Origin of the sequence: Aquabacterium sp. G14 (assembly GCF_037482285.1) — a bacterium.
In the GTDB taxonomy this organism is placed as follows: domain Bacteria; phylum Pseudomonadota; class Gammaproteobacteria; order Burkholderiales; family Burkholderiaceae_C; genus Aquabacterium.
This window is the reverse complement of sequence record NZ_JBBEYB010000009.1, coordinates 145,648-167,114: the sequence shown is the minus strand read 5'-3', so window position 1 is coordinate 167,114 and position 21,467 is coordinate 145,648. Positions and strand designations below refer to the sequence as shown.

Below are 21,467 nucleotides of genomic sequence, written 5' to 3'. Positions count from 1 at the left end.
AAGGCTGAACTCGGTCATTGAGACCTCAAGGCCGAATGGCAGCGATTGGTCATCACCGGCCATTCGATTGGCGAAGACACGACTGACCGGTTCGCATGCAGTTGCAGTCGGTCGGTTGGTCCTGACAAGCCAGATCCCTCGAAGAATGGGGTTATGTGGGCCTTCGGTTCACCCTCCCTGCTAGACTAATAAGCTATGCGTCGTTGGCTTTCCATCCTCCTCGTTTTCTGCGTGTGCTGGCAGTCGCTGGCCCATGCGGGGCTGGGCGTGTGGGCGGCCGAGGGCGAGGAAGTGGTGCATGCGTTGCTTCACTTTGACGGCTCTGCGCATCACCACGACGTCCATGACGACCACGATGCGGGGTTTCATCAGGATGATTCCGACGAATCAACAGAGCATGTGATGAGCGATGCATGCCTGTCCGCGCCGGCCTTGCTGACTGCCGCCGTTTTGCCGGTTCTGCGCGTCGGTTCGGCGCCACCGGTCATCGCTCATCCCACCGAGCCGCCGCAGCCCTTCTTGAGCGGCCCAGAGCGACCTCCGCAATCACTCACCTGACACCGCCGTGTTGCGCGGGGCTGACCCCTGCGCGTTTGGTTTGAGCGGTAGCGACCCGATGTCCGGCTGAATGCCGGCGGGGCCGCACCACACTTCTGTCAGGATGATCGTGAATTCATCTCCATGGTTCACCCCATGGCGCCTTGCCTGCATGCTTGCAGGCAGCGCGCTGGTTGGCGCTGCACAGGCTGCGCCACCTGTTCCCCCGGTTTCGGCGACCTCGTCCCCGGCCACTTCCTCCTCCGTTGCCCAGCGTTTGACCATGGCGCAAGCCCTCGCTGCGGCGTGGGATCGTTCCCTGGCGTCCGCCGAAGCGACGGGCCGTCAACGTCAGGTGCTGGCCGAGCAAGGCTTGGCCGACGCTTGGCTGGCTGCGGCGCCCTCGCTGGCACTGTCCCGACGCGAGGGTCGCGGTTCTGCGGCCGCAGGCGCGCGCGAGACCGAGCTGGGCATCGCCTTGCCGCTGTGGCGCCCGGGTCAACGCAAGCTCAACGCCCAAGTGGCGCAAGCCGAGTCCGACTGGGCGGGTGCCTCGGAACGCGCCGCGCGCCTGCAGCTGGCCACGCGCCTGCGGGAGCAGGCCGCCCAACTCCAGCAGGCCGAGGCCAGTGCTTTGCAGGCGGCCCAACAGCGCAAGACCTTGGAAGCGCTCAGTGCCGATGTCGAGCGGCGTGTCCGGGCGGGCGATTTGGCTCCCACCGACGCTATGGCTGCCCAGGCCGAGATGCTCGCTGCTCGCAGTCTGGCGCTTGAGGCCGAACGGGCCTTGGCCGCACAGCGCAGCGCCTGGACCCTGTTGACCGGATGGACCGCGCTGCCTGAGCCCGAGGCGCTATCTCCGCGCGACGATACGGCCCAGAGTGCATCACTTGAGGCACACCCTGAAGCACAGTTGGCCGCCGCAGCGGTAGCGCGTGCCCAGCAACGGGTGGCTCAGGTGCAAGCCCAACGTGGGGCCGCGCCCGAACTCGGCATGGGCATGCGCCAGGAGCAGCCCGGCTCGGGGCAGCCCCGGCAAAGCAGCGTCGCCCTGTCCGTGAGCGTGCCATTTGGCACGGATCCCCACAACGCGCCCCGGTTGGCCACAGCCTTGGCTGACCTGGACCGCGCGCAGATGGCCCTTCAACGCATGCACCAGCAGCTTGAAGCGGAGCAAGCCTTGGCACGCGGACATGTGAGCGCGGCCACCGACCAAGCCGCAGCGGAAGCCGAGCGTGCACGCCTGTTGCGCGAGCGCGCCCGGCTGTTGACTCGGTCCTTTCAGGCCGGTGAATCGTCCCTGCCAGAACTCCTGCGTGCCCTGTCGTCCGCCGCACAGGCCGACGCAGCTGCTGCACGTCAACACGCCGCCCTGGTCCAAGCCCTGGCCCGCCTCCAACATGCCCTTGGACAACTGCCATGAGCCGCATTGATTTCACCCCTATGAGCCGACTCAACCTCCTCACTCCCTTGCGCCAGATCGTGCTGGCCTTGGTCTTCAGCCTCGGTACCAACGTGACGCTGGCTGCCCCGGGCGCTCACGGCCCCAATGGCGAACACCTCGACGGTCCACCAGCGACCAGCACCGCCACCTCCACCGTACCGAAGATGGAAGCCCAATCCGAGCTGTTCGAGCTGGTCGCGCGCCTCAGTGGTGGCGAGTTGTCCATCCTGATCGACCGCTTCGCGACCAACGAACCTGTCTTGAAAGCCGACGTCGAGGTCGAGTCCGGCGCGCTGAAAGCGAAGGCGAAGTTCCACCCCGACCTGGGCGACTACGCGGTGGACGACCCGGCGATGCTGAAGCTGCTGTCCCAACCCGGCGAGCATGCCGTTGTCGTCACCGTGGTGGCGGGCGATGACAGCGACTTGCTGGATGCCGTGCTCCGTGTCGGGGCTGGCCAGGCCCAGGCCGCCACTCAGGCGCATGACCACGGGCACGAACACGGTGCGGACGACCACCCCGCCCACGATGACGCCCATGCCGGCACCGCTTGGCGCTGGGCCGCCGGGGGCGTGCTCGTGCTGGGGCTGGGCGTGATCGCCGCGTGGCGCTGGCGCCAACGCGCGGCAGACACCGCCCACGCTGAAACCAACAAGGGAGACGCCGCATGAACCCGATTCAGATATGTCAACGCATGCACCTCCAGTTGCGCACCCTGACAACACTGTTCGTCCTGAGCTTGAGCCTGCACGCCGCTCACGCCGGGCCGGGCGCCCATGGCCCCAACGGCGAACACCTGGATCAGGCTGCGGCGCCGAACACATCCGGCTTGAGCCGACTGCCCGATGGCAGCGTCCACATTCCGAAGATCGCGCAACGCCGCATGGGCTTGCGCACCCTCATCGCACCGGAAACCGATGCCGCTGTGACGGTGCAACTGCCCGGTCGGGTGGTGGCCGATCCGAACGCCAGCGGCCTGGTGCAGTCGATGCACGGCGGTCGCATCGAGGCCGGTCCGCAAGGCTTGCCCGTGGCGGGCCAGGCCGTGCGTCAAGGCGACGTGCTGGCCTGGGTACGCCACCATGCCGAGCCGTTCGCGCTGGCCGCCCAGCAGGCGCAACGCAGCGAACTGCGTGCCGCCCGTGAACTGGCCGAGCAGCGACTCAAGCGCCTGGAATCTCTGGAAGGCTCGGTGCCACGCAAGGACATCGACGCCGCGCGCATCGAGGCCCAGTCGCTGGCTGAGCGGGAACGCGGCATCGGCGCCAGCCTGGCCGCACGCGAGGCCTTGCGGGCGCCTGTCTCCGGGGTCATCGCGCGCGCCGACCTGAAGGTGGGGCAGGTGGTCGAGCCTCGGGAGGTGCTGATCGAGGTGGTCGATCCGACGCGCATGCTGGTCGAAGCCACCACCCCCGATGTCCAATTGGCCAGTCAGCTCGCCCAGGCCAACCTGCTGGGCCAAGCCGATGTGCAACTGCAGCTCGTCGGGGCGGCCCGCTCGCTGCGCGATGGGGTGCTGCCACTGACCTTCAAGGTGCGAACCCGTGGCGATGCCGTGCTGGCCGTGGGGCAGCCCGTGACCGTGGTGGCGGCGCTCAAGCGTCAGCGCAAGGGCATCGTGTTGCCGGCCGAAGCCGTGGTGCGCAGCCCAGCCAATGAGTCCGTGGTGTGGATCAAGGTGGGCGCTGAGCGCTATGTGCCGCAGCCCGTGCAGGTTCAGCCGCTGGACGCCCACACCGTGCTGGTGACCCAGGGCTTGGCGGCGGACAACCGCGTCGTGGTCCGAGGTGCGGCGCTCGTCGCACAGATCCGCTGAGGAGCGCGGCATGTTCAACTGGATCGTTCGATACAGCCTGCACAACCGGCTCTTCGTGCTGGCCTTTGCCGCCCTGCTGCTGGTCTATGGCGGGATGACCGCCTGGCGCACGCCGGTCGATGTCTTCCCCGACCTCAACAAGCCCCTGGTCACGGTGCTGACCGAGTCGGGCGGCATGGCGCCGGAAGAGGTGGAGCAACTGGTCACCTTTCCCATCGAGACCGCGCTCAATGGCATGCCGGGGGTGACCCGGGTGCGCTCGACTTCGGGCGTGGGCCTGTCCATCGTCTACGCCGAGTTCGACTGGGGCACCGACATCTACCGCAACCGCCAGCTCGTCGCCGAGCGCCTGGCCCAGCTGCGTGGGCAATTGCCCGACGAGATCACACCAGTGATGGGGCCGGTGTCGTCCATCATGGGGGAGGTCATGCTGATCGCCTTGCCGCTGGACGGGGCCAAGGACGCGGCCACGCCCATGCAGGCGCGTGAGTACGCCGACTTCGTGCTCAGGCCGCGGCTGCTGGCCATCCCCGGGGTGTCGCAGGTGATCCCCATTGGGGGCGATGTGCGCCAGCTGCGCGTCGAGCCGGACCCGAGCCGCATGGCTCAGTTCGGCATCTCGCTGACGCAGATCGAGCAAGCGCTGCAAGGTTTTGCCAGCAACGCCGGGGGCGGCTTCATCGACCTCAACAGCCGCGAGTACCTGATCCGCCACCTGGGCCGCACCAACCGGGTCGATGACCTGCAAGGCGTGGCCGTGGCCTGGAAGGATGGGCGACCGGTGCAGCTCAGCCAGGTTGCCGAGGTGCGCTTTGCGCCGGGCCTCAAGCGCGGGGATGCGGGCTACAAGGGCCAGCCTGCCGTCATCGTCAGCGTGCAGAAGCAGCCTGCGGGCGACACCGTGCGACTGACCCGCCAGATCGAGCAGGCGCTCGATGAACTGAAGGCGGGCATGCCCAAAGGCTTGTCCGCGCCCCAGGTGCTGTTCCGTCAGGCGGACTTCATCCAGGCCTCCATCGGCAACGTGACCGAGGCCTTGCGCGACGGCGCCATCATGGTGGCCATCGTGCTGTTTGCCTTCCTGCTGTCGGCACGTACCACGCTCATCTCGCTGGTCGCCATCCCCTTGTCACTGGCCGTCACCGCGCTGGTCTTCAGGCTGCTGGACCAGTCCATCAACGTGATGACCCTGGGCGGCCTGGCGATCGCGATTGGCGAACTGGTCGATGACGCGGTGGTGGATGTGGAGAACATCCTGCGCCGCCTCAAGGACAACAGCCTGCTGCCCCAGCCCCGCCCCGTGCTGGAGGTGGTGCGCCAGGCCAGCGTCGAGGTGCGCTCGGGCATCGTCTACGCCACGGTCATCGTCGTGCTGGTGTTCGTGCCGCTGTTTGCCCTGCCGGGCATCGAAGGTCGACTGTTCTCGCCCCTGGGCATTGCCTACATCGTCTCCATCCTGGCGTCGATGCTGGTGTCGATGACGGTGACGCCGGTGCTGTGCAGCCAGTTGCTGCCCCGCATGAAGCAACTCGGCCATGGCGACAGCCCGCTGGTCGCTCGTCTCAAGCGCTGGGATGCCAAGCTGCTGACCTGGTCCTTTCCGCGCGCCCGGCTGCTGATCGGCGCAGCGGTCCTGGCCGTGGCGGCGGCCGCGGCCTCGGTGCCGTTCTTCCCGCGGGCTTTCCTGCCGGCCTTCAATGAGGGCTCTCTGGTGCTGTCCCTGATGTTCAACCCGGGCACCTCGCTGGCCGAGGCCAACCGCATGGGCGCCCTGGCCGAGAAGCTGATTGGCGAAGTGCCGAGTGTGACCCAGGTGGGCCGGCGCACCGGCCGGGCCGAGCTGGACGAGCATGCCGAAGGGGTGCACTCGGCCGAGATCGACGTGGACCTGCGTCGCGAGGGCCCGCCCGTGGACCGCGAGGCCGTGATGGCCCAGATCCGCGCGCAGCTGTCCGTGCTGCCTGCGCAGGTCGCCATCGGCCAGCCCATCTCGCACCGGCTGGACCACCTGCTGTCGGGCGTGCGGGCCCAGATCGCCGTCAAGATCTACGGGGACGACACCGACACGCTGCGGGGCCTGGCCGAGCAGATGCGCCAGAACCTCTCGGGCGTGAAGGGGTTGGTGGACCTGACGGTGGAAAAGCAGGTGCTGATCCCGCAGGTGATGGTCCGCCTCGACCCGCAGCGCCTGGCCCAGACCGGGCTGGCACCCGGCGAGGCCATCCGCATCCTCAAGGCCTTGACCGATGGGGCGCATGGCGCGCAGATCGTGGACGGCTCGCGCCGCTACGAGCTGGTGCTGAGACTGCCCGACGACAAGCGAGGTCCGCTGGACCTGGCCCGCACGCTGGTGGACACGCCAGCGGGCCGCCTGCCGGTATCCAGCTTCGCCACCGTCGAAGAGGCCGATGGCCCCAACCAGATCGGCCGGGAAAACGGCCGCCGGCGCATCGTGGTCTATGCCAACACCGATGGGTCGGACATGGGGCGCGTCATCGCCGACATCCGCCAGGTCATTGCGAAGACCTCTTTGCCCACCGGCAGCTTCATCAGCCTGGAAGGCCAGTTCCAGGCCCAGGAGCAGGCCACCCAACTGATCCTCGGGCTGTCGCTGGTGTCGCTGGCGATGATGTTCCTGGTGCTGTACTCACGCTATCGCTCGGCAGTTCTAGCGGGTGTCATCATGGCCAACATCCCGTTGGCGCTCATTGGCAGTGTCGTGGCCATGTGGATCGCCGGGGTGAGCCTGTCGGTGGCAGCCATGGTGGGCTTCATCACACTGACCGGCATCGCCACGCGCAACGGCATCCTCAAGATCAGCCACTACATCAACCTGTGCCGATTGGAAGGTGAGACCTTCAGCCAGGCCATGATCGTGCGGGGTTCGCTGGAGCGCCTGACCCCGGTGCTGATGACCGCCCTGGTCGCGGCTTTTGCGTTGACGCCGCTGCTGCTGGCGGGCGACGCACCGGGCAAGGAGATCCTGCACCCGGTGGCGGTGGTGATCTTCGGGGGGCTGATCAGCTCGACCTTGCTGGACACGCTGCTCACGCCCGTGCTGTTCTGGCTGCTGGGGCGTGAGGCCACCGAGCGTCTGCTGGCCGAAGCCCATGCGGAAGCGCAAAGCCACACCCCCGCCGAGGCCAGAGCACCAGAAGCCTTCTGATCTGACACCATGGGCCTGGCGGTGCCGCCCTCAAGCGCACCGCGCCTTGCATGGAGATGCAACGATGACAACCAAGCAACTGATCCAGATCGCCGCCCTGACCTTGTGCGCGCTGAGCCTGAACCCTGCGATGGCGCATGGCGCTGGCAAGGCTCGCCATGGGGGCGTGGTGCAGGTGGCCCATGACGTGAACTTCGAGCTGGTGGCCACGGCCGATGGCGTGATCATCTACCTGGTGGACCACGACCAGCCCATGCCGTCCAAAGGCATCGCGGGCAAGCTGACCGTCTTACAAGGTGGCAAGAAAACGGAAGCGGACCTCAAGGAAGCTGGAGACAACCAGCTCAAGGCCACTGGCGTGACGGTGAGCAAGGGGGCCAAGGTCGTGGCCGTGCTCAACAACGTCGAAGGCAAGACCGTGACGGTGCGCTTCTCGGTCAAGTGAGCCCGGCATGACTCAGCCATCCCATCCGCTGCTGCCCACACGTCGGCCGGCAATCCGGGGCGGCGTGCTGGCCCTGCTGGCAGCCCTGCTTTTCGGGGCCAGCACGCCTCTGGTTCAACGCTGGGGCGCGGGCCTGGGGCCGTTCACCACCGCCGCCTTGTTGTATGGCGGGGCGGCCGTGATGGGAGCCCTGCTGCGCCAGCCGGCTGCGCGCGAAGCGAGGTTGCAGCGCAGCGATGGGGTGCGTCTGATCTGGGTGGCCCTCTTCGGGGCGGTGCTGGGGCCTGTGGCCTTGGCCTGGGGGCTGCAGCACACCAGCGGCACCGGGGCCTCTCTGATGCTCACGCTGGAGGCCGTGTTCACGGCCTTGCTGGCGGGCTGGCTCTACGGCGAGTCGATGGACCGTCGGGTCTGGGCTGCCGTCGCCCTGTTGCTGGCCGGCGGCATTGCGCTGGTGCTGGACCAAGGCGCCCAGCCCGCCGCGCCGCAGGCCTCGGTCTGGGGCTTGCTGGCCGTGCTGGTCGCCACGACCGCCTGGGGCATCGACAACACCTTGTCGCGGGCCCTGGCCGAGCGCGACCCGGCGCAGGTGGTGCTAGCCAAGTCCGCTCTGGGCACGGGGGCCACCTTGGCACTGGCCTGGCTGACGCGCGAGCCGACGCCGCACTGGCACGCTGGCCTAGCTTTGCTGGCCGTGGGGGCCACGGGCTATGGCTTGAGCCTGCGCTTTTACCTGCTGGCGCAACGCTCGTTCGGCGCAGCCCGGACCGGCTCTGTGTATGCCTTTGCCCCCTTCATCGGCGCGGCGCTGGCCTGGTGGCTGGGCGACCGCTCAGGCGGCTGGGGCATGCTGGTCGGGTGTCTGCTGATGGGCGCGGGCGTCGTGCTGCACCTCATGGAAGCGCATGAGCACGAGCATGTGCATGAACGGCTGGTGCACGAACATGCGCACCGGCATGACGATGGCCATCACCTCCATCACCTCCATCACCATGAGCCGATGCCGACGGGGGCACACAGCCACCGGCATGAGCACGAGCCCATGCAGCACAGCCATCCACATGTGCCGGATGCGCACCATACGCACCGGCATTGACCGCAAGCTGCTGGAAGAGCAGTACTCATCGACATGCAGATGACGCGATGCTCTGGAAGCACAGCTAAGGCGCAGCTCATGACCGCAGAGGACGATGAACCAGTCATTCACTTGATCGCGGTCTCGGTACGTCAATGACCGCTGTGGGGCTATCAGCGTGCGTAATGCAGCCGAGGTCGAAGGGCAGAGAACGCTGCGGAACGGTCACTCGACGTGCTGTGGCAACGAACCAAGGCGGTTCTGGCGCGCCCGAATCCGCTCTGCCAACGCCCCCGCCCAAGCCTCATACGCTAACGGCCCCGGATGAAACCCATCGTGCGCCATGTAGCGCAAGTCCATCGGAAAGCCCGCGCCCACCACTTCACAGCCTGGCTGACCGGCCACCCAGCGCCGCTGGGCTTGGTCTAAACGTGTGGCACACCGCCCCAGATACCACCGCAATGGCTGCGGCAAGGCCGGAAACAAATGCACCGGCGGCAAGGCCGACAGGATCACTTGCTGAGCCTGATGCCGCTGCTTCAACTCTGTCACCAAAGACTGCAGGCCGTGCAGCCAATGCGCCATGCGCGTGCGCCCCGTGGCATCGTTCACGCCCACAGCCACCACGACCGCATCGAAAGGCTCAGCGGGCAGCCCCCGCACCGCTGCCCGCACATCGGCCAGCTTGTGACCCGTGCAGGCTTGCAGCCGCCAATGCACCGTGAAGTCGCGCGCCAAAGCCTTCGTCAAACGCCCGCTCAGCGCCTCATCCTGATGCGCAGCGCCCACCCCCGCGGCCGATGAGTCGCCCACGATCAGCAAGCGCAACACCGGCCCCTGGCCGATGACGCCCGCGCGCGGCCCCGGTGGTTCGGGCAACAACTGCGTGCGTCGCCGCACCCAGCGCCCCTGCACCAAGAGCAGCGGCGCCAGACCCAGCGTGAGGGCCCCGTGCAACCAACGTTCCACCTTATCGCCCTCCGCTACCGGTCGCAGCGATCAGTCCTTGAACTGCGGCGTCTGCTTGGCCATGCTGGCCATCATCGCCGTCGTCAGGTCGCTGGACATCAACATCGCCGCATTCCACGTTGCGATGTAGTTCAGGCCATCGGCCACCGAGTGGTCGCGGCTGTAGTTCAGCATTTCCTTCGTGCCGCGAATCGACAACGGCGACTTCGACGCAATCAGGGCCGCCATCTCGCGCACACCTGCCTGCATCGCCTCACGCGTTTCGAACACCTGGTTGACCAAGCCGATGCGCAGCGCCTCATCGGCCTGCACCTTGCGACCCGTGAACGCCATCTCGCGCACGATGCCCTGGTTGCCGATCAGCTTGGGCAGGCGCTGCAGCGTGCCCACGTCGGCCACCATGCCAATGTCGATTTCCTTGATCGTGAAGTACGCATCAGCCGAGCAATAACGCATGTCGGTGCAGCTGATCAGGTCCACCCCGCCGCCCACGCAGCCGTTGTGGATGGCGGCCAGCACCGGCTTGCGGCAGCGCTCGATGCTGCTGAGCGTGTCCTGCAACTCCAGCACCAGCGCCCGCAGCTTCTCGCGCGAACGGCCATCGCAGTCGTCCTTGATCTGGGCTTGCAGGCCCATCATCATCGTCAGGTCAATGCCCGAGGTGAAGTGCTTGCCCTCACCTTCCACGATCACCACGCGCACTTCGGGCGTGCGGTCGGCCCACTGCATCGCGCTGCGGATGTCCTGCCACATCTGCCAGTTCATGGCATTGGCCTTCTCCGGCCGGTTGAGCTTGACGGTGGCAATGTGCTGGTCCACCGACACAGCCAGGGTTTCAAATTGCATGGGGATTTCTCACTGTCCAGGTTGAGACATTTGGGCCTTGTAGGCCGGCAGGTACGCGGCCAGGCGTGCACCCATCTCGGCACCCAGGGCCTGCAGCCCGCTCATCGGTCGCACCATCACCTCAAAGTCCACGATCTTGCCGTCTTCATCGAAGCGGATCATGTCGATGCCCTTGAGCTGCTTGTCGGCCACCGTGGCGCTGAACTCCAGCACCACATTGAGGCCGTCGTCGGACACCAGGGTGCGGTGATAGGTGAAGTCCTTGAAGACCTGCAGCACCGTGGTCAGGATGAGGTTCACCGCCGTGGCGCTCACATACGGCTTGAACGCCATCGGCGAGCGGAACACCGCATCGTCGCGCAGGATCGAGGGCAAGCGCCCCAGATCCTGCTGCGCCACCATCTCGTGCCACAGCGCCAGCGAGGCCGCCACCTGCGGATTCAAGTTGGGTGACATCGCCATGATCACAGCGCCGCAGCCACTTCGGTGCCTTGCTTGATGGCGCGCTTGGCATCCAGCTCGGCGGCCACGTCGGCACCACCGATCAGGGTCACCTTCTGGCCAGCCGCTTCCAGACCGGCTTGCAACTCGCGGAAGGGCTCCTGGCCGGCGCACAGCACCACGTTGTCCACGGGCAACAGCACGTCCTTGCCACCCACGCTGATGTGCAGGCCTGCGTCGTCGATCTTGTTGTAGGTCGCGCCGGCAATCATCTCCACATTGCGATTCTTCAGCGAGGTGCGGTGGATCCAGCCCGTGGTCTTGCCCAGGCCATCACCCACCTTGCTGGTCTTGCGCTGCAGCAGGAAGATCTGACGCGGCGGTTTGGGCAGATGCGGCGCCTTGATGCCACCACGCTCGGCGTAACCCGAGTCAATACCCCATTCCTCATTGAACTTCGCCAGGTTCAGCGAGGGGCTCTCGCCTTCGTGCGTCAGGTACTCCGACACGTCAAAGCCGATGCCACCGGCGCCGATCACGGCCACGGTCTTGCCCACCGGCTTCTTGTCACGCAACACGTCCAGGTAGCTCAGCACCTTCGGATGGTCCACACCTTCGATGGCGGGCGTACGCGGCGACACGCCGGTGGCCAGGATGATCTCGTCGAAGCCACCCTTGACCAGGTCGTCCACCGACACGCGGGTGTTGAACTGCGCCTTCACACCCGAGGCCTTGAGCTCATTGCGGTAGTAACGCAGGGTCTCGTAGAACTCCTCCTTGCCCGGAATCTGCTTGGCGATGTTGAACTGGCCTCCGACGTCCTCACCGGCTTCGAACAACGTCACGTCGTGACCACGGCGAGCCGCCGTTGTCGATGCAGCCAAGCCGGCCGGGCCCGCGCCCACCACGGCCACGCGCTTCTTCGTCGTCACCGGCTCGATCTTCAAGATCGTTTCGTGGCAAGCACGCGGGTTCACCAGGCACGACGTGATCTTGCCGCTGAAGGTGTGGTCCAGACAGGCCTGGTTGCAGCCAATACAGGTGTTGATCTCATCGGCACGGCCAGCCGCCGCCTTGTTCACGAACTCCGGGTCGGCCAGCAGCGGACGCGCCATCGACACCATGTCGGCACAGCCTTCGGCCAAGATCTTCTCGCCCACTTCGGGTGTGTTGATGCGGTTGGTCGTGATCAGCGGGATCTTGACCTTGCCCTTCATCTTCTGCGTCACCCAGGCAAAGGCACCGCGCGGCACGCTGGTGGCGATGGTCGGGATGCGGGCCTCGTGCCAGCCAATGCCGGTGTTGATGATGGTGGCACCGGCGGCTTCCACCGCCTGGGCCAGTTGCACCACCTCGTCAAATGTCGAGCCACCTTCCACCAGGTCCAGCATGGACAGGCGATAGATGATGATGAAGTTCGGGCCCACGCGCTCGCGGGTGCGGCGCACGATCTCCACCGGGAAGCGCATGCGGTTCTCGTAGGAGCCGCCCCACTCGTCGTCACGCTGGTTGGTGCGCGCGGCGATGAACTCGTTGATCAGGTAGCCTTCCGAGCCCATGATCTCCACGCCGTCGTAGCCGGCCTTCTGGGCCATGGCTGCGCTGTGCGCGTAGTCATTGATCGTGCGCTCCACCTCTTCGGTGGTCAGCGCGCGCGGGGGCATCGGCGAAATCGGTGCCTTGATGGCGCTCGGGCCGACCAGGCCAGGGTGGTAGGCGTAGCGGCCAAAGTGCAGGATCTGCATGGCGATCTTGCCTCCTGCGGCGTGCACGGCATCCGTCACCACCTTGTGCTGGGCGGCCTCTTCTTCCGTGGCCATGCGGGCCCCACCGGGGTACGGACGGCCATCGTCGTTGGGCGCAATGCCGCCCGTCACCATCAGGGCCACCCCGCCACGAGCACGCTCGGCATAGAACGCGGCCATGCGCTCGAAGCCATCCTTGGCCTCTTCCAGGCCCACGTGCATCGAGCCCATCAGGACACGGTTGCGCAGTGTGGTGAAACCCAGGTCAAGCGGTTGCAAAAGGTGGGGATAGGCGCTCATGGGAATGGCTCTCTGGTGATGAAGGGTGGGGATGGCCGGTTGATTCGGCACTTCTGAACGATGCAGCAACTATGCAACCAGTTGCATGAATGCATATTAGGGGATTCGCGGGCGCTATGCAACTGGTTGCATAGTTGAGACGAGCCACGTAGACTGGCGCCATGTCGCTCTCCCATGCCTTGATGACGTCCCTGCTGGAAAAATCGTCCTCAGGCTACGACCTCGCCCGCCGTTTCGACAAGTCCATCGGCTACTTCTGGCGCGCCACCCACCAGCAGATTTACCGTGAGTTGGCCCGCATGGAAAAGGCCGGCTGGATCTCCTCTGAAGCGGCCCCCGACGGCGGCCGCACCCGCAAGAAGATCTACCGCGTGCTCGACGCCGGCCGCGCCGAACTGGAACGCTGGGCCCGCGAGCCCGCCCCTCTCGTGGACATGCGCGACGAGTTCATGGTGCGCCTGCGCGCCGACGCCGTCATCGGCCCTCTGGGCCTGCATGCCGAGATCGAGCGCCGACTGGCCCTGCACAGCACCAAGCTCGCTGCCTACCGCGCCATCGAAACCCGCGACTTCCCGGCTGAGCAGGTTCTCACCCGCGAGGCCCGCATCCAGCACCTGATCCTGCAGACCGGGATCATGTACGAGCAAAGCTGGGTGCATTGGTGCCAGGAAGCCCTGAAGGTGCTCCAGGACGACGAACCCGCGGCCCTGGCGCCCCCACCGACGGCCGACGCCCAATAAAGGCGTGCGTCAAGGCGCCTTGACGGATCCTGCCTGGGTGGTGATCCAGGCCAGGTCAAACGGCAGACGCAAGCGCGTGTCCGTGATCGTCATCGGCACCAGTTCCTGCGGCCCGAACAGCCGAAACGCTGCCTGCGACCGCATCTGCGCGATAACGTCACCCCGCACCTGAGGCCGCAGCGCCATCACCGTGTCCACCGGCACCCGCACCGTCTCATTGAGCTCGCCGCTCACCGCCAGGTCCAGGTCCAGCGGCACCGCCGTGTTCACGGGCACCCTCAAGCGCACCGGCAAACGAATCTGCACGGGCACCGTCACATCCAGCGCGGGCAACCAGCGGTGCACCGGCGCATGCAGTCGCGCCACCGTGTTCACCTCCACCTCGTGCGCCACCTGCACCTCGGTGGACACCGGCAGCGTCGTGGCCAAGCGCACCCGCGCGTGCACACTGTCGTGCAAGGTCACTGGCACCTCCTGGCGCACGGGCACCTGTACCCGAAAGGTGGATGGCACCTGCAAGGTCAAGGGCGAGGACACCTCCGCCAGGGCTGGCAGCCCGGATGGCAAGCGCAGCCGTATCGCCTGCTCGCGCACGGTGATGTGGCTCTCGAAGTGCGCGTAAAACCATATCACCCCACCTGCCATCAAAGCCAGCCAGAGCAGAAGCAAGCCCACTACCACAGCCAGCAACGCACCCGGCCGCACCGGTCGATGCCAGCCGCGCGGGGCGTCAGCCGTGGCGGGGTGGACGCTCATCGTGCGCAGGCCCTGTCTCGTGCGTTCAAGGTGCGGGTCATCACGGCGCCGACGCCTCTCTCACACCCAGCGTCACCGAGCGGAACGGAATGGTGAGGTCCATCAAGTCCAGCCCCGCCTGCACCGTGGGCTGCGGGAAGGTCAGCTTGGCGCTCACCGGCGCCATCAAGGGCACGGCCAAGGCCTGGCGGATCGGCACCTGAGTCTCGATCACCGTGTCGATGTGCGTGCGCAAAGGCGCCTGCATCGTCACCTGGGCGGTGCGCACCAGCGCCACCGGCAGATCATGCTGAATCGGGATGTTCAGATCGATCGGCACCGAGGCTTTCACCGGCACCTTGCCCTGGATCGGCAAGGTCATCGCAATGCCCATCACCTTGGTCTGCACCTGCGTGTCCAGGTCGATCACCTGATCCACCTCGATCACCTGCTTGACCGGCACCGTCATCCGGATCGGCACCACCGTGTCGATGCTCACGGTCATCGGCACCGCCTGCTTCAGCGCAATGTCCAGGTCATGCTGGATCGGCACGCGCAACGGCACCGTCTGGTCCACCTGCACTTGGATCTTGCGGCTCACCTCGGCCTCCACCGCCAGTTCCTGGGGCAAGCGGATCTGCACGCCCTGCTCCTGCAAGACCACCCGTGCCGCCAGGTTCTGCCAGGCCCACCAGCCCGCCGCCAGCGCCACCCCGCACATCAGCAACAGCAAGGCCACGGCCGTCAGGATCAGGTGCTTCCAAGTCACCGCGTGGCCATAGACCGCCAGCATCGGGTCATGGCTCGGTGGCGTGTGGGGTGCGGGCATGTCAGGGGTGTCAGACGGGTCAAAGGGCGTTTGGGTCACCAATCGACTATGCCATGTCCGGCTCGGTAAAATGGGTCGTTTCGACGAGACCTGTGTCGCCCATGAACCCGCAAGATGGCGATTTTCACGACCTGCCCTCTGCCCGGGCCATGTTCGCCGCCCTGCAGGCGCGGGCCGAAGCCCAAGGCCTGAGCCTGCGCCCCCCGCCTCCCGAGCCCACCAGTTGCTGCGGCCGCGGCTGCAACGGCTGCGTCTGGGAGGGCTACTACGCCGCCACCACCTACTGGCGCGACGAAGCGCTGCTCATCCTGTCGGACTGAGCCCGCACGCCACGACCGCGAACCCTCCGGCCAGCGTCGCACTCCGAACCGAATGAATCCGGACGGTGCAGGTGGGTACAACTCATCACGGTGAGCGTCACGCGCCTGAACCGGCCGTTCAGCTCACCTTGAACTTGAACTGACCGTCCTTGCCGGCCGACACCTTGATCTTCTGGATCGGGCGCCCTTCGGCCATGCGCGCCAGCACGCTGTCGGCCACCTCAGGCAACAAGGCGCCGTTGAGGATGTGGTCCACCGCACGCGCGCCCGTGTCCACCTCGGTGCAACGTGCCAGCACAGTGTCGATCAAGGCATCGTCATAGGCCAGTTCAGCCTGATGGTTGGCCTTCACACGCGCCGCAATACGGTCGAGCTTGAGCTTGATGACGTCGGCCAGCACATCGTCGTTCAAGGGGTAGTACGGCACCACCTTGGTCCGCCCCACAAAGGCCGGCTTGAAGGTCTTGTAGAGCGTCGGGCGCAGCACTTCGGCCAGCGTGTCGGCATCCGGCAGCGCCTCGGCAGACTTCATCACCGCCCCCCCCAGCTCCTCGTCCTGCTGGAAGCAGGCCTGCATGATGTGCTGCGAGCCCGCGTTCGAAGTCAGGATGATCACCGTGTTGCGGAAGTCAATCTCACGCCCCTCGGCATCATCCATCAAGCCCTTGTCGAAAACCTGGAAGAACATCTCCAGCACGTCGGGGTGAGCCTTCTCCACCTCGTCCAGCAACACCACGCTGTAAGGCTTGCGACGCACCGCCTCGGTCAGCACGCCGCCCTCGCCATAGCCTACGTAGCCGGGGGGCGAGCCCTTCAGGCCGCTCACGCTGTGCGCTTCCTGGTACTCGCTCATGTTGATGGTGATGAGGTTGCGCTCACCGCCATACAGGATGTCGGCCAACGCCAGCGCGGTCTCGGTCTTGCCCACACCGCTCGGCCCCACGAACAGGAACACGCCCTTGGGCTTGTTCGGATCTTCCAGCCCGGCACGCGCGGTGCGCACCCGCTGCGCGATCGCCGCCAACGCGTGGTCCTGCCCGATCACCCGCTCCTGCAGGGTCGCTTGCAGATTGCGCACCGTCTGGATCTCGTCCTTCACCATCTTGCCCAGCGGGATACCCGTCCAGGCCGCGATGATCTCGGCCACCACATGGCCATCCACCTGCATCGGCACCAGCGGGGCTTCGCCCTGCAGCGCGGCCAGCTCAGCCTGCTTGGCGGCCAGCAACTCGTGGTCGGCGCTGGCGAACACCGACAACCCTGACTTCTTGCGGCTCTTCGTCGCAGCCGGCGCCGGGGTCGGTGCGGCAGCCTCAGCGGCCGCCTCGCTTGCCACGGATGCGCCCCCTTGCAACCCTCCATTCTTCGCCGACGTGGTCCCACTTTGGGCAGCAGCACCCGTTTGCATCGCTTGCTCCGCCTCGGCCATCGACAGGCCACCCGCCTGGTGCTCCAGCTTATCGCGCAGCACCCGGATGTCTTGCACCAGTTGCTGCTCCTGCACCCAGCGCGCCTCGTCGGCCTTCAGCGTCGCCTCCAGCGCCTCGCGGGTCAGGCGCAGCTCATTGAGCCGGTCGTCATGGCGTGCCCCCGCGGCCACCTCGCGCAACAGCGCCGCCGCCTCCGCATCCAGGCGCTCCAGGTGCTTACGGGTCTCTTCGATGCGCGCCGGCGTGGCGCTCTGGCCCAAGGCCACCTTGGCACACGCGGTGTCCAGCACGCTCACAGCCTTGTCCGGCAGCTGCCGCCCGCTGATGTAGCGAGCCGACAAACGTACCGCCTCTGCAATCGCCTCGTCCAGCAAGCGCACCCCAAAGTGCTTTTCCATCAAGGGCGCCATGCCCCGCAGCATCGCGCAGGCCAGCTCCTCGCTCGGCTCTTCCACCTTGATGACCTGGAAGCGTCGCGCCAGCGCTGCATCCTTCTCGAAATACTTCTTGTACTCGCCCCAGGTGGTCGCGGCAACCGTGCGCAACTCACCGCGCGCCAAAGCCGGCTTGAGCAGATTGGCCGCATCGTTCTGCCCAGCCTGTCCACCCGCACCGATCATCGTGTGCGCCTCATCGATGAACAGGATGATCGGATGCGGGCTGCGCTTGACTTCATCGATCACGTTCTTCAGTCGGTTCTCGAACTCGCCCTTCACCGAAGCCCCGGCCTGCAACAGGCCCATGTCCAGCACATGGATGGCCACGCCCTGCAAAGGCACCGGCACGTCGCCCAGCGCCACACGCAGCGCCAAGCCCTCGACGACCGCGGTTTTGCCCACGCCCGCCTCACCGGTCAAGATTGGGTTGTTCTGCCGACGGCGCATCAGGATGTCGATGGCCTGGCGGATCTCGCTGTCCCGGCCGATCACCGGGTCCACCTTGCCCTCGCGGGCACGCTGCGTCAGGTTGGTCGTGAACTGGTCGAGCGCAGGCGTCTTGCCACCCAGCGCCGCCCCCGTGGGCTCCGCGCCTTCGGCCTCACCACCGGCCGCAGGCGCCTGCGCGTCCCGCACCGACTGCGCCGCCTCCACCGAACCCTGTGTGATGTCGTTCAAGCGGTGCTTCAGCTCTTCCAGCTTGAACCGCGCAAACTGGCTGGACACGCGACGGGCCAACTGGCTCAGGCTCGGCTCGGTCAACAGCGCCAGCAGCACATGCGCACTGCGGATGCGCGCAGCATGTGACTCCAACGAGGCGATCAGCCAGGCGTGCTCCAGCAACACCGGCAGGTGCGCCGAGAACACCGGCGTGCGCGTGTTCCCGTCCTTGAACTGGCTGAGCTCGGTTTCCAGATCACGCTGCAACGCCGTCACGGACACCTCGAAGCGCTGGCACAGCACCGCCAGATCGGTCTGAGGCTGTTCCAGTAGCGCCAGCATGAAATGCTCCAGGTCCACCTCGAAGTGCCCACGCGCCATGCACAGGCTGGCAGCCCGCTCGGCCGCGCGCCGCGTGGTGTCGTTGAGCTTGGAGATCAAGGTCTTGAGGTTCTGACTCATGGTGATGACAGCGTTTGAAAATGCAATGAAAGAACGCCTGTTCAGGCCGCCGCATGGATGTCGTAATGCACATCCGAACGGTCATGCGCTGCAGGTCTGGTTTGTAGAAAGGTGTCCCACCCCAGGCGGGACTCACGCGAGGGTCGCTGCGAATGCAACGTACAGCCCTGTACCGCCTCGCGCTGCAAAGTCAGGTTCACCTCGTACTCCAGCGCCACACCATTGAGCATGGTCAGCCAGGACTTCAGCGCTGCAGCCCCACGTCCACCAGGCAAGAAGCGCTGCAAGCCGTTGCTGTCCAGTGGCCCCAAAACCACCCGCACGCGCATATCGCGTTGCCAGACCCGCTCCCCCAGCATGGCGGACCGCCCCAACACCCCTGTGGTCGGCACCTGCCCACCTCGCCCACCGGCGATCACACCGAGATAGCCTCTGGCTGCATCCGGCAAGCGATACCAGCGCCCCACAAATTGCTCGATGCGCACCGGCACCTTCAGGTAGGACTGCAGCACCTGCTGCAACTGCCGCGCCGACAAGGTGCGACGTTGCAGCGCCCCGGCATGGAATGCCAAAGCCTCATCATCCACATCACCGAGGGCGCCAGTCAAACGCTCACGCAAGCCACGCTGCCCCAACCCCGCCAAGGCCAGGACTTCAGGCAGGAAACGCTGTCGGTGCGCCCCCTCGTATTGCACGGCCAGCCGATGCTTGCGCCAAGCCTGATAGAACAAGGCCACCGCTCGGTGACTGAACACATCCAGAAAAGCACGTGCTGCGTGATCCTTGTGATCGTGCTCTCGCTGAGCCAACATCTCGGTGTAATACAGCGGCAAAGCGCCTGAGACCCCGAGCAAGCCCATGAACGCCGGTGTGAGGTCAATCCGCTCAACTTGATCGCGCTGAACGCTGCCTGACTCATCCGCGCGCACATCGCCCTTACGATGCAACACCAAGGACTCGATCTCGCTGGCGGGAAACGACAAAGACAGCGTGTTGCGAAAGTTCACGCGCGACAAACTTTGTCCAGCCCGATCGCCATCGGCCAGCCAGCGATCCAACAGCCGGACTGCCTGAAAGAAGCTGAACTGCTGCGGTGACTGCAGCAGCTCCTCCATCACACCAGCGGCAAGTCGCCGTTGCGGGGTGAACATGTCAGCACCTCTTCCTGCGTACGAGCCGACACCAGGGTCAGCTTCGTGAAACTGTTGGCGTGCACATACAGGCCAAAGAAATGATCCAGCATGGCGGCAAACAACCCCAGGCCCGTGCCCACAAAGTTGCTTTCATCCACGGTCAGCCGCACCTCCGTCCCTCGCACAAAGCTCGCATAGGGCTCGCCCTGCAACCATGCCGTCGCGGGCCGGAACTCAATCGCCACCAGACCATCAATCTGCCGACGATTGCTGGCACTGCGCGGAAGGTCATACAGACGCAGCATCTCCTTGAGGGCATCGATGCCCCCTCCTGACAAGGACAGGTGATTGAGTGACAAGTGAGAGATCAACCGCCACAAAGCCCCCCGCCCCCGCTCGAAGCGCTGACTCGATGTGGGCTTGCGCAACAGCCGAATCTCCTTGGCCGGACCGCCACCTTCCATGAACAAGTCGCCCCCTAAGGTGCCCGGCGAGAGCAAGCTTGGCAGATCTCGGTTGGTGGCCGTCACATCAAGCGACAGTGTCTCGACGCTGGGTAAGACCGGATCAAAGGACTGGTCCACCAGCGTCAACGACACCTCGTATCCTGGGCTGTGTTGGACTACATCCTCATCGCGACGCAATTGCCAGTAAGCCAGACAGCGCCCTCCGGCACGACGCTGGCGGGTGCGCGCTTCGGCCAGAGTCGCAGGCAAGCCCTCTTCGCCCTGCTCCTCAGCAGACCACAACTCATCGTGACGCAAGGAGAAGAAAGGACGCACCTCGTCCACGGCCTCCCCAGCCGCCGTCTGCCGGACCCTGTACACCCGATCCAACGAGTACAACTCATACCCAAAGGCCTTGCGTGCGTCCACCACCACCGGATAGTCGGCCGACTTGTGCGTGATCCGGATGGGGTCGGCCGCCTGCGTGAAGAGATTCACCACCGGTGTGGCGCCCAGTACCAGGTTGTGAGCTGCCACCGTCTCCAACAAGCGAGACTCGTCCGAATCAGCACGGACATCGCGCAGCGGAACATGAAGCACCACCGAACGAGATCCGTCACCATCGGCGTCCATCGATGCCCCCGACGCCGAAACCCATACTGGGAGGTCGACAAAATTGAACTTCTCCGGAAAGGCGAAGTACTCGGTCAGAAGGCGGTAAGCCGGATTGGCTCGATCATCCCAATCGATCAAGGCTTCACTGTCGGCGAAACCGCGCAGGCTCGGCAACTGAACACGTCCATCCATCGCGGCCGGCGCCAGTTGCCAGGGATGATGCGCTTGCCACTGCACCATCACCGCCAGCGCCTTGTTGCACAGCGCCTCCCTCAACGCACTGACCTGAGAGGCCTCGCCATCAAGGTACACACTCAAGGGCTCGCTCAAGATGGCTTGCCAAGACATCTGTGGCGAGAGTTTGTCCAGCGTGATGGACAGCACCGAGCTGGCCCCCGCGGGCACACGACTGCCCGGGGGGGCTCCCAACGCATTGCGAAACACCACCTCGCTGACACGCACAGGCAAAAGGCGCACATCTTGTGTGGTGCGGAAGCGGCAGCTCACCCCTTTCACCGCCCGACTGGTCATGGACGAGCCACGCGGCAACAACACACTCTTGCTCATCTGACCTGCCGCAGCCCCCATATCCAACGAGGCAATCGCGCACGATGGGAAGGGCCGCAGGTAATGGGGATACAGAACCTCCAGCAACGACTCGGTGAACAGCGGAAAGTCATCGTCGAGCCGCTTGTGAATGCGCGAACTGAGGAAGGCAAAGGACTCCATCAGACGCTCGACGTGCGGGTCATCACCCACATCCCCGGTCAGCTGCAGACGTCCCGCAATCTTGGGATAGCGCCGCGCGAAGTCAGCCGAACGCGTGCGTAGAAATGCCAGCTCTCTCTCGTAATGGGGTAACAACTCATCCATGAC

The 21,467-nt window shown here is 65.7% G+C and carries 18 protein-coding genes; 9 read left to right on the top strand and 9 right to left on the bottom strand.

The window, feature by feature from the left end; all coding sequences use genetic code 11:
• Positions 1-195: 195 nt before the first annotated feature.
• The 7 genes from WIT60_RS11650 (at position 196) to WIT60_RS11620 (ending at position 8,504) form a co-directional block, all read left to right on the top strand.
• Positions 196-558, top strand: coding sequence for a hypothetical protein (locus WIT60_RS11650; RefSeq protein WP_339583792.1), 363 nt, complete (start codon positions 196-198; stop codon positions 556-558).
• 262 nt (positions 559-820) lie between these two features.
• Positions 821-1,960 carry a TolC family protein gene (locus WIT60_RS11645; RefSeq protein WP_339583791.1) on the top strand — a complete coding sequence of 380 codons (1,140 nt, stop codon included), beginning with the start codon at positions 821-823 and terminating at the stop codon, positions 1,958-1,960.
• Positions 1,957-2,652, top strand: coding sequence for a hypothetical protein (locus WIT60_RS11640; RefSeq protein ID WP_339583790.1), 696 nt, complete (start codon positions 1,957-1,959; stop codon positions 2,650-2,652). The genes WIT60_RS11645 and WIT60_RS11640 overlap by 4 nt, the downstream gene beginning before the upstream one ends.
• 23 nt (positions 2,653-2,675) lie before the next feature.
• A complete protein-coding gene (locus WIT60_RS11635; protein ID WP_339583949.1) occupies positions 2,676-3,797 on the top strand; it encodes an efflux RND transporter periplasmic adaptor subunit in 1,122 nt (373 codons plus the stop codon).
• Between the two features lie 10 nt (positions 3,798-3,807).
• Entirely contained in the window at positions 3,808-6,963 is a 3,156-nt protein-coding gene (locus tag WIT60_RS11630) for an efflux RND transporter permease subunit (protein WP_339583789.1), read from the top strand.
• Positions 6,964-7,027: 64 nt separating this feature from the next.
• Entirely contained in the window at positions 7,028-7,408 is a 381-nt protein-coding gene (locus tag WIT60_RS11625) for a hypothetical protein (RefSeq protein ID WP_339583788.1), read from the top strand.
• Between the two features lie 7 nt (positions 7,409-7,415).
• The gene (locus WIT60_RS11620) at positions 7,416-8,504 is read left to right on the top strand and encodes a DMT family transporter (protein ID WP_339584078.1); all 1,089 of its coding nucleotides are present in this window, start codon (positions 7,416-7,418) and stop codon (positions 8,502-8,504) included.
• A gap of 204 nt (positions 8,505-8,708) precedes the next feature.
• Here the strand turns inward: WIT60_RS11620 and WIT60_RS11615 are convergent, their stop codons facing one another.
• The 4 genes from WIT60_RS11615 to WIT60_RS11600 are packed head-to-tail and all read right to left on the bottom strand — an operon-like array spanning position 8,709 to position 12,784.
• Positions 8,709-9,452, bottom strand: coding sequence for an SGNH/GDSL hydrolase family protein (locus WIT60_RS11615; RefSeq protein WP_339584077.1), 744 nt, complete (start codon positions 9,450-9,452; stop codon positions 8,709-8,711).
• 30 nt (positions 9,453-9,482) lie between these two features.
• Positions 9,483-10,298 carry a crotonase/enoyl-CoA hydratase family protein gene (locus WIT60_RS11610; protein ID WP_339584076.1) on the bottom strand — a complete coding sequence of 272 codons (816 nt, stop codon included), beginning with the start codon at positions 10,296-10,298 and terminating at the stop codon, positions 9,483-9,485.
• Positions 10,299-10,307: 9 nt separating this feature from the next.
• The gene (locus WIT60_RS11605) at positions 10,308-10,760 is read right to left on the bottom strand and encodes a nuclear transport factor 2 family protein (RefSeq protein ID WP_339584075.1); all 453 of its coding nucleotides are present in this window, start codon (positions 10,758-10,760) and stop codon (positions 10,308-10,310) included.
• A gap of 2 nt (positions 10,761-10,762) precedes the next feature.
• Positions 10,763-12,784 (bottom strand): oxidoreductase, encoded by a 2,022-nt coding sequence (locus WIT60_RS11600; RefSeq protein WP_339584074.1) that lies wholly within the window; start codon positions 12,782-12,784, stop codon positions 10,763-10,765.
• A gap of 161 nt (positions 12,785-12,945) precedes the next feature.
• Between WIT60_RS11600 and WIT60_RS11595 the strand changes: the two genes are divergently transcribed.
• Positions 12,946-13,524 carry a PadR family transcriptional regulator gene (locus tag WIT60_RS11595; RefSeq protein ID WP_339584073.1) on the top strand — a complete coding sequence of 193 codons (579 nt, stop codon included), beginning with the start codon at positions 12,946-12,948 and terminating at the stop codon, positions 13,522-13,524.
• A 9-nt stretch (positions 13,525-13,533) separates the two neighbouring features.
• Here the strand turns inward: WIT60_RS11595 and WIT60_RS11590 are convergent, their stop codons facing one another.
• A complete protein-coding gene (locus WIT60_RS11590; RefSeq protein ID WP_339584072.1) occupies positions 13,534-14,280 on the bottom strand; it encodes a hypothetical protein in 747 nt (248 codons plus the stop codon).
• A 40-nt stretch (positions 14,281-14,320) separates the two neighbouring features.
• Positions 14,321-15,088 (bottom strand): hypothetical protein, encoded by a 768-nt coding sequence (locus WIT60_RS11585; RefSeq protein WP_339584071.1) that lies wholly within the window; start codon positions 15,086-15,088, stop codon positions 14,321-14,323.
• 101 nt (positions 15,089-15,189) lie between these two features.
• Here WIT60_RS11585 and WIT60_RS11580 point away from each other — a divergent pair, with 101 nt between their 5' ends.
• Positions 15,190-15,408 (top strand): oxidoreductase-like domain-containing protein, encoded by a 219-nt coding sequence (locus tag WIT60_RS11580; RefSeq protein WP_339584070.1) that lies wholly within the window; start codon positions 15,190-15,192, stop codon positions 15,406-15,408.
• A gap of 118 nt (positions 15,409-15,526) precedes the next feature.
• On the opposite strand, the gene tssH is transcribed toward WIT60_RS11580, so the two are convergent.
• The 3 genes from tssH to tssF are packed head-to-tail and all read right to left on the bottom strand — an operon-like array spanning position 15,527 to position 21,464.
• Positions 15,527-18,397: a type VI secretion system ATPase TssH gene (gene tssH / locus WIT60_RS11575; protein WP_339584069.1), complete on the bottom strand. Its 2,871-nt coding sequence runs from the start codon at positions 18,395-18,397 to the stop codon at positions 15,527-15,529.
• 41 nt (positions 18,398-18,438) lie between these two features.
• Positions 18,439-19,548, bottom strand: a complete 1,110-nt coding sequence (gene tssG, locus WIT60_RS11570; RefSeq protein WP_339584068.1) for a type VI secretion system baseplate subunit TssG — start codon at positions 19,546-19,548, stop codon at positions 18,439-18,441.
• The gene (gene tssF / locus WIT60_RS11565) at positions 19,512-21,464 is read right to left on the bottom strand and encodes a type VI secretion system baseplate subunit TssF (RefSeq protein WP_339584067.1); all 1,953 of its coding nucleotides are present in this window, start codon (positions 21,462-21,464) and stop codon (positions 19,512-19,514) included. Before tssF ends, tssG begins: the two co-directional genes overlap by 37 nt.
• Between the last annotated feature and the right edge of the window lie 3 nt (positions 21,465-21,467).

Bases quoted from the DNA above. Each gene is read 5' to 3' on its own strand.
- WIT60_RS11650 (WP_339583792.1), top strand. From the start codon at position 196: ATGCGTCGTTGGCTTTCCATCCTCCTCGTTTTCTGCGTGTGCTGGCAG.
- WIT60_RS11645 (WP_339583791.1), top strand. From the start codon at position 821: ATGGCGCAAGCCCTCGCTGCGGCGTGGGATCGTTCCCTGGCGTCCGCC.
- WIT60_RS11640 (WP_339583790.1), top strand. From the start codon at position 1,957: ATGAGCCGCATTGATTTCACCCCTATGAGCCGACTCAACCTCCTCACT.
- WIT60_RS11635 (WP_339583949.1), top strand. From the start codon at position 2,676: ATGCACCTCCAGTTGCGCACCCTGACAACACTGTTCGTCCTGAGCTTG.
- WIT60_RS11630 (WP_339583789.1), top strand. From the start codon at position 3,808: ATGTTCAACTGGATCGTTCGATACAGCCTGCACAACCGGCTCTTCGTG.
- WIT60_RS11625 (WP_339583788.1), top strand. From the start codon at position 7,028: ATGACAACCAAGCAACTGATCCAGATCGCCGCCCTGACCTTGTGCGCG.
- WIT60_RS11620 (WP_339584078.1), top strand. From the start codon at position 7,416: ATGACTCAGCCATCCCATCCGCTGCTGCCCACACGTCGGCCGGCAATC.
- WIT60_RS11610 (WP_339584076.1), bottom strand. From the start codon at position 10,298: ATGCAATTTGAAACCCTGGCTGTGTCGGTGGACCAGCACATTGCCACC.
- WIT60_RS11605 (WP_339584075.1), bottom strand. From the start codon at position 10,760: ATGGCGATGTCACCCAACTTGAATCCGCAGGTGGCGGCCTCGCTGGCG.
- WIT60_RS11600 (WP_339584074.1), bottom strand. From the start codon at position 12,784: ATGAGCGCCTATCCCCACCTTTTGCAACCGCTTGACCTGGGTTTCACC.
- WIT60_RS11595 (WP_339584073.1), top strand. From the start codon at position 12,946: ATGTCGCTCTCCCATGCCTTGATGACGTCCCTGCTGGAAAAATCGTCC.
- WIT60_RS11590 (WP_339584072.1), bottom strand. From the start codon at position 14,280: ATGAGCGTCCACCCCGCCACGGCTGACGCCCCGCGCGGCTGGCATCGA.
- WIT60_RS11585 (WP_339584071.1), bottom strand. From the start codon at position 15,088: ATGCCCGCACCCCACACGCCACCGAGCCATGACCCGATGCTGGCGGTC.
- WIT60_RS11580 (WP_339584070.1), top strand. From the start codon at position 15,190: ATGAACCCGCAAGATGGCGATTTTCACGACCTGCCCTCTGCCCGGGCC.
- tssH (WP_339584069.1), bottom strand. From the start codon at position 18,397: ATGAGTCAGAACCTCAAGACCTTGATCTCCAAGCTCAACGACACCACG.
- tssG (WP_339584068.1), bottom strand. From the start codon at position 19,548: ATGTTCACCCCGCAACGGCGACTTGCCGCTGGTGTGATGGAGGAGCTG.
- tssF (WP_339584067.1), bottom strand. From the start codon at position 21,464: ATGGATGAGTTGTTACCCCATTACGAGAGAGAGCTGGCATTTCTACGC.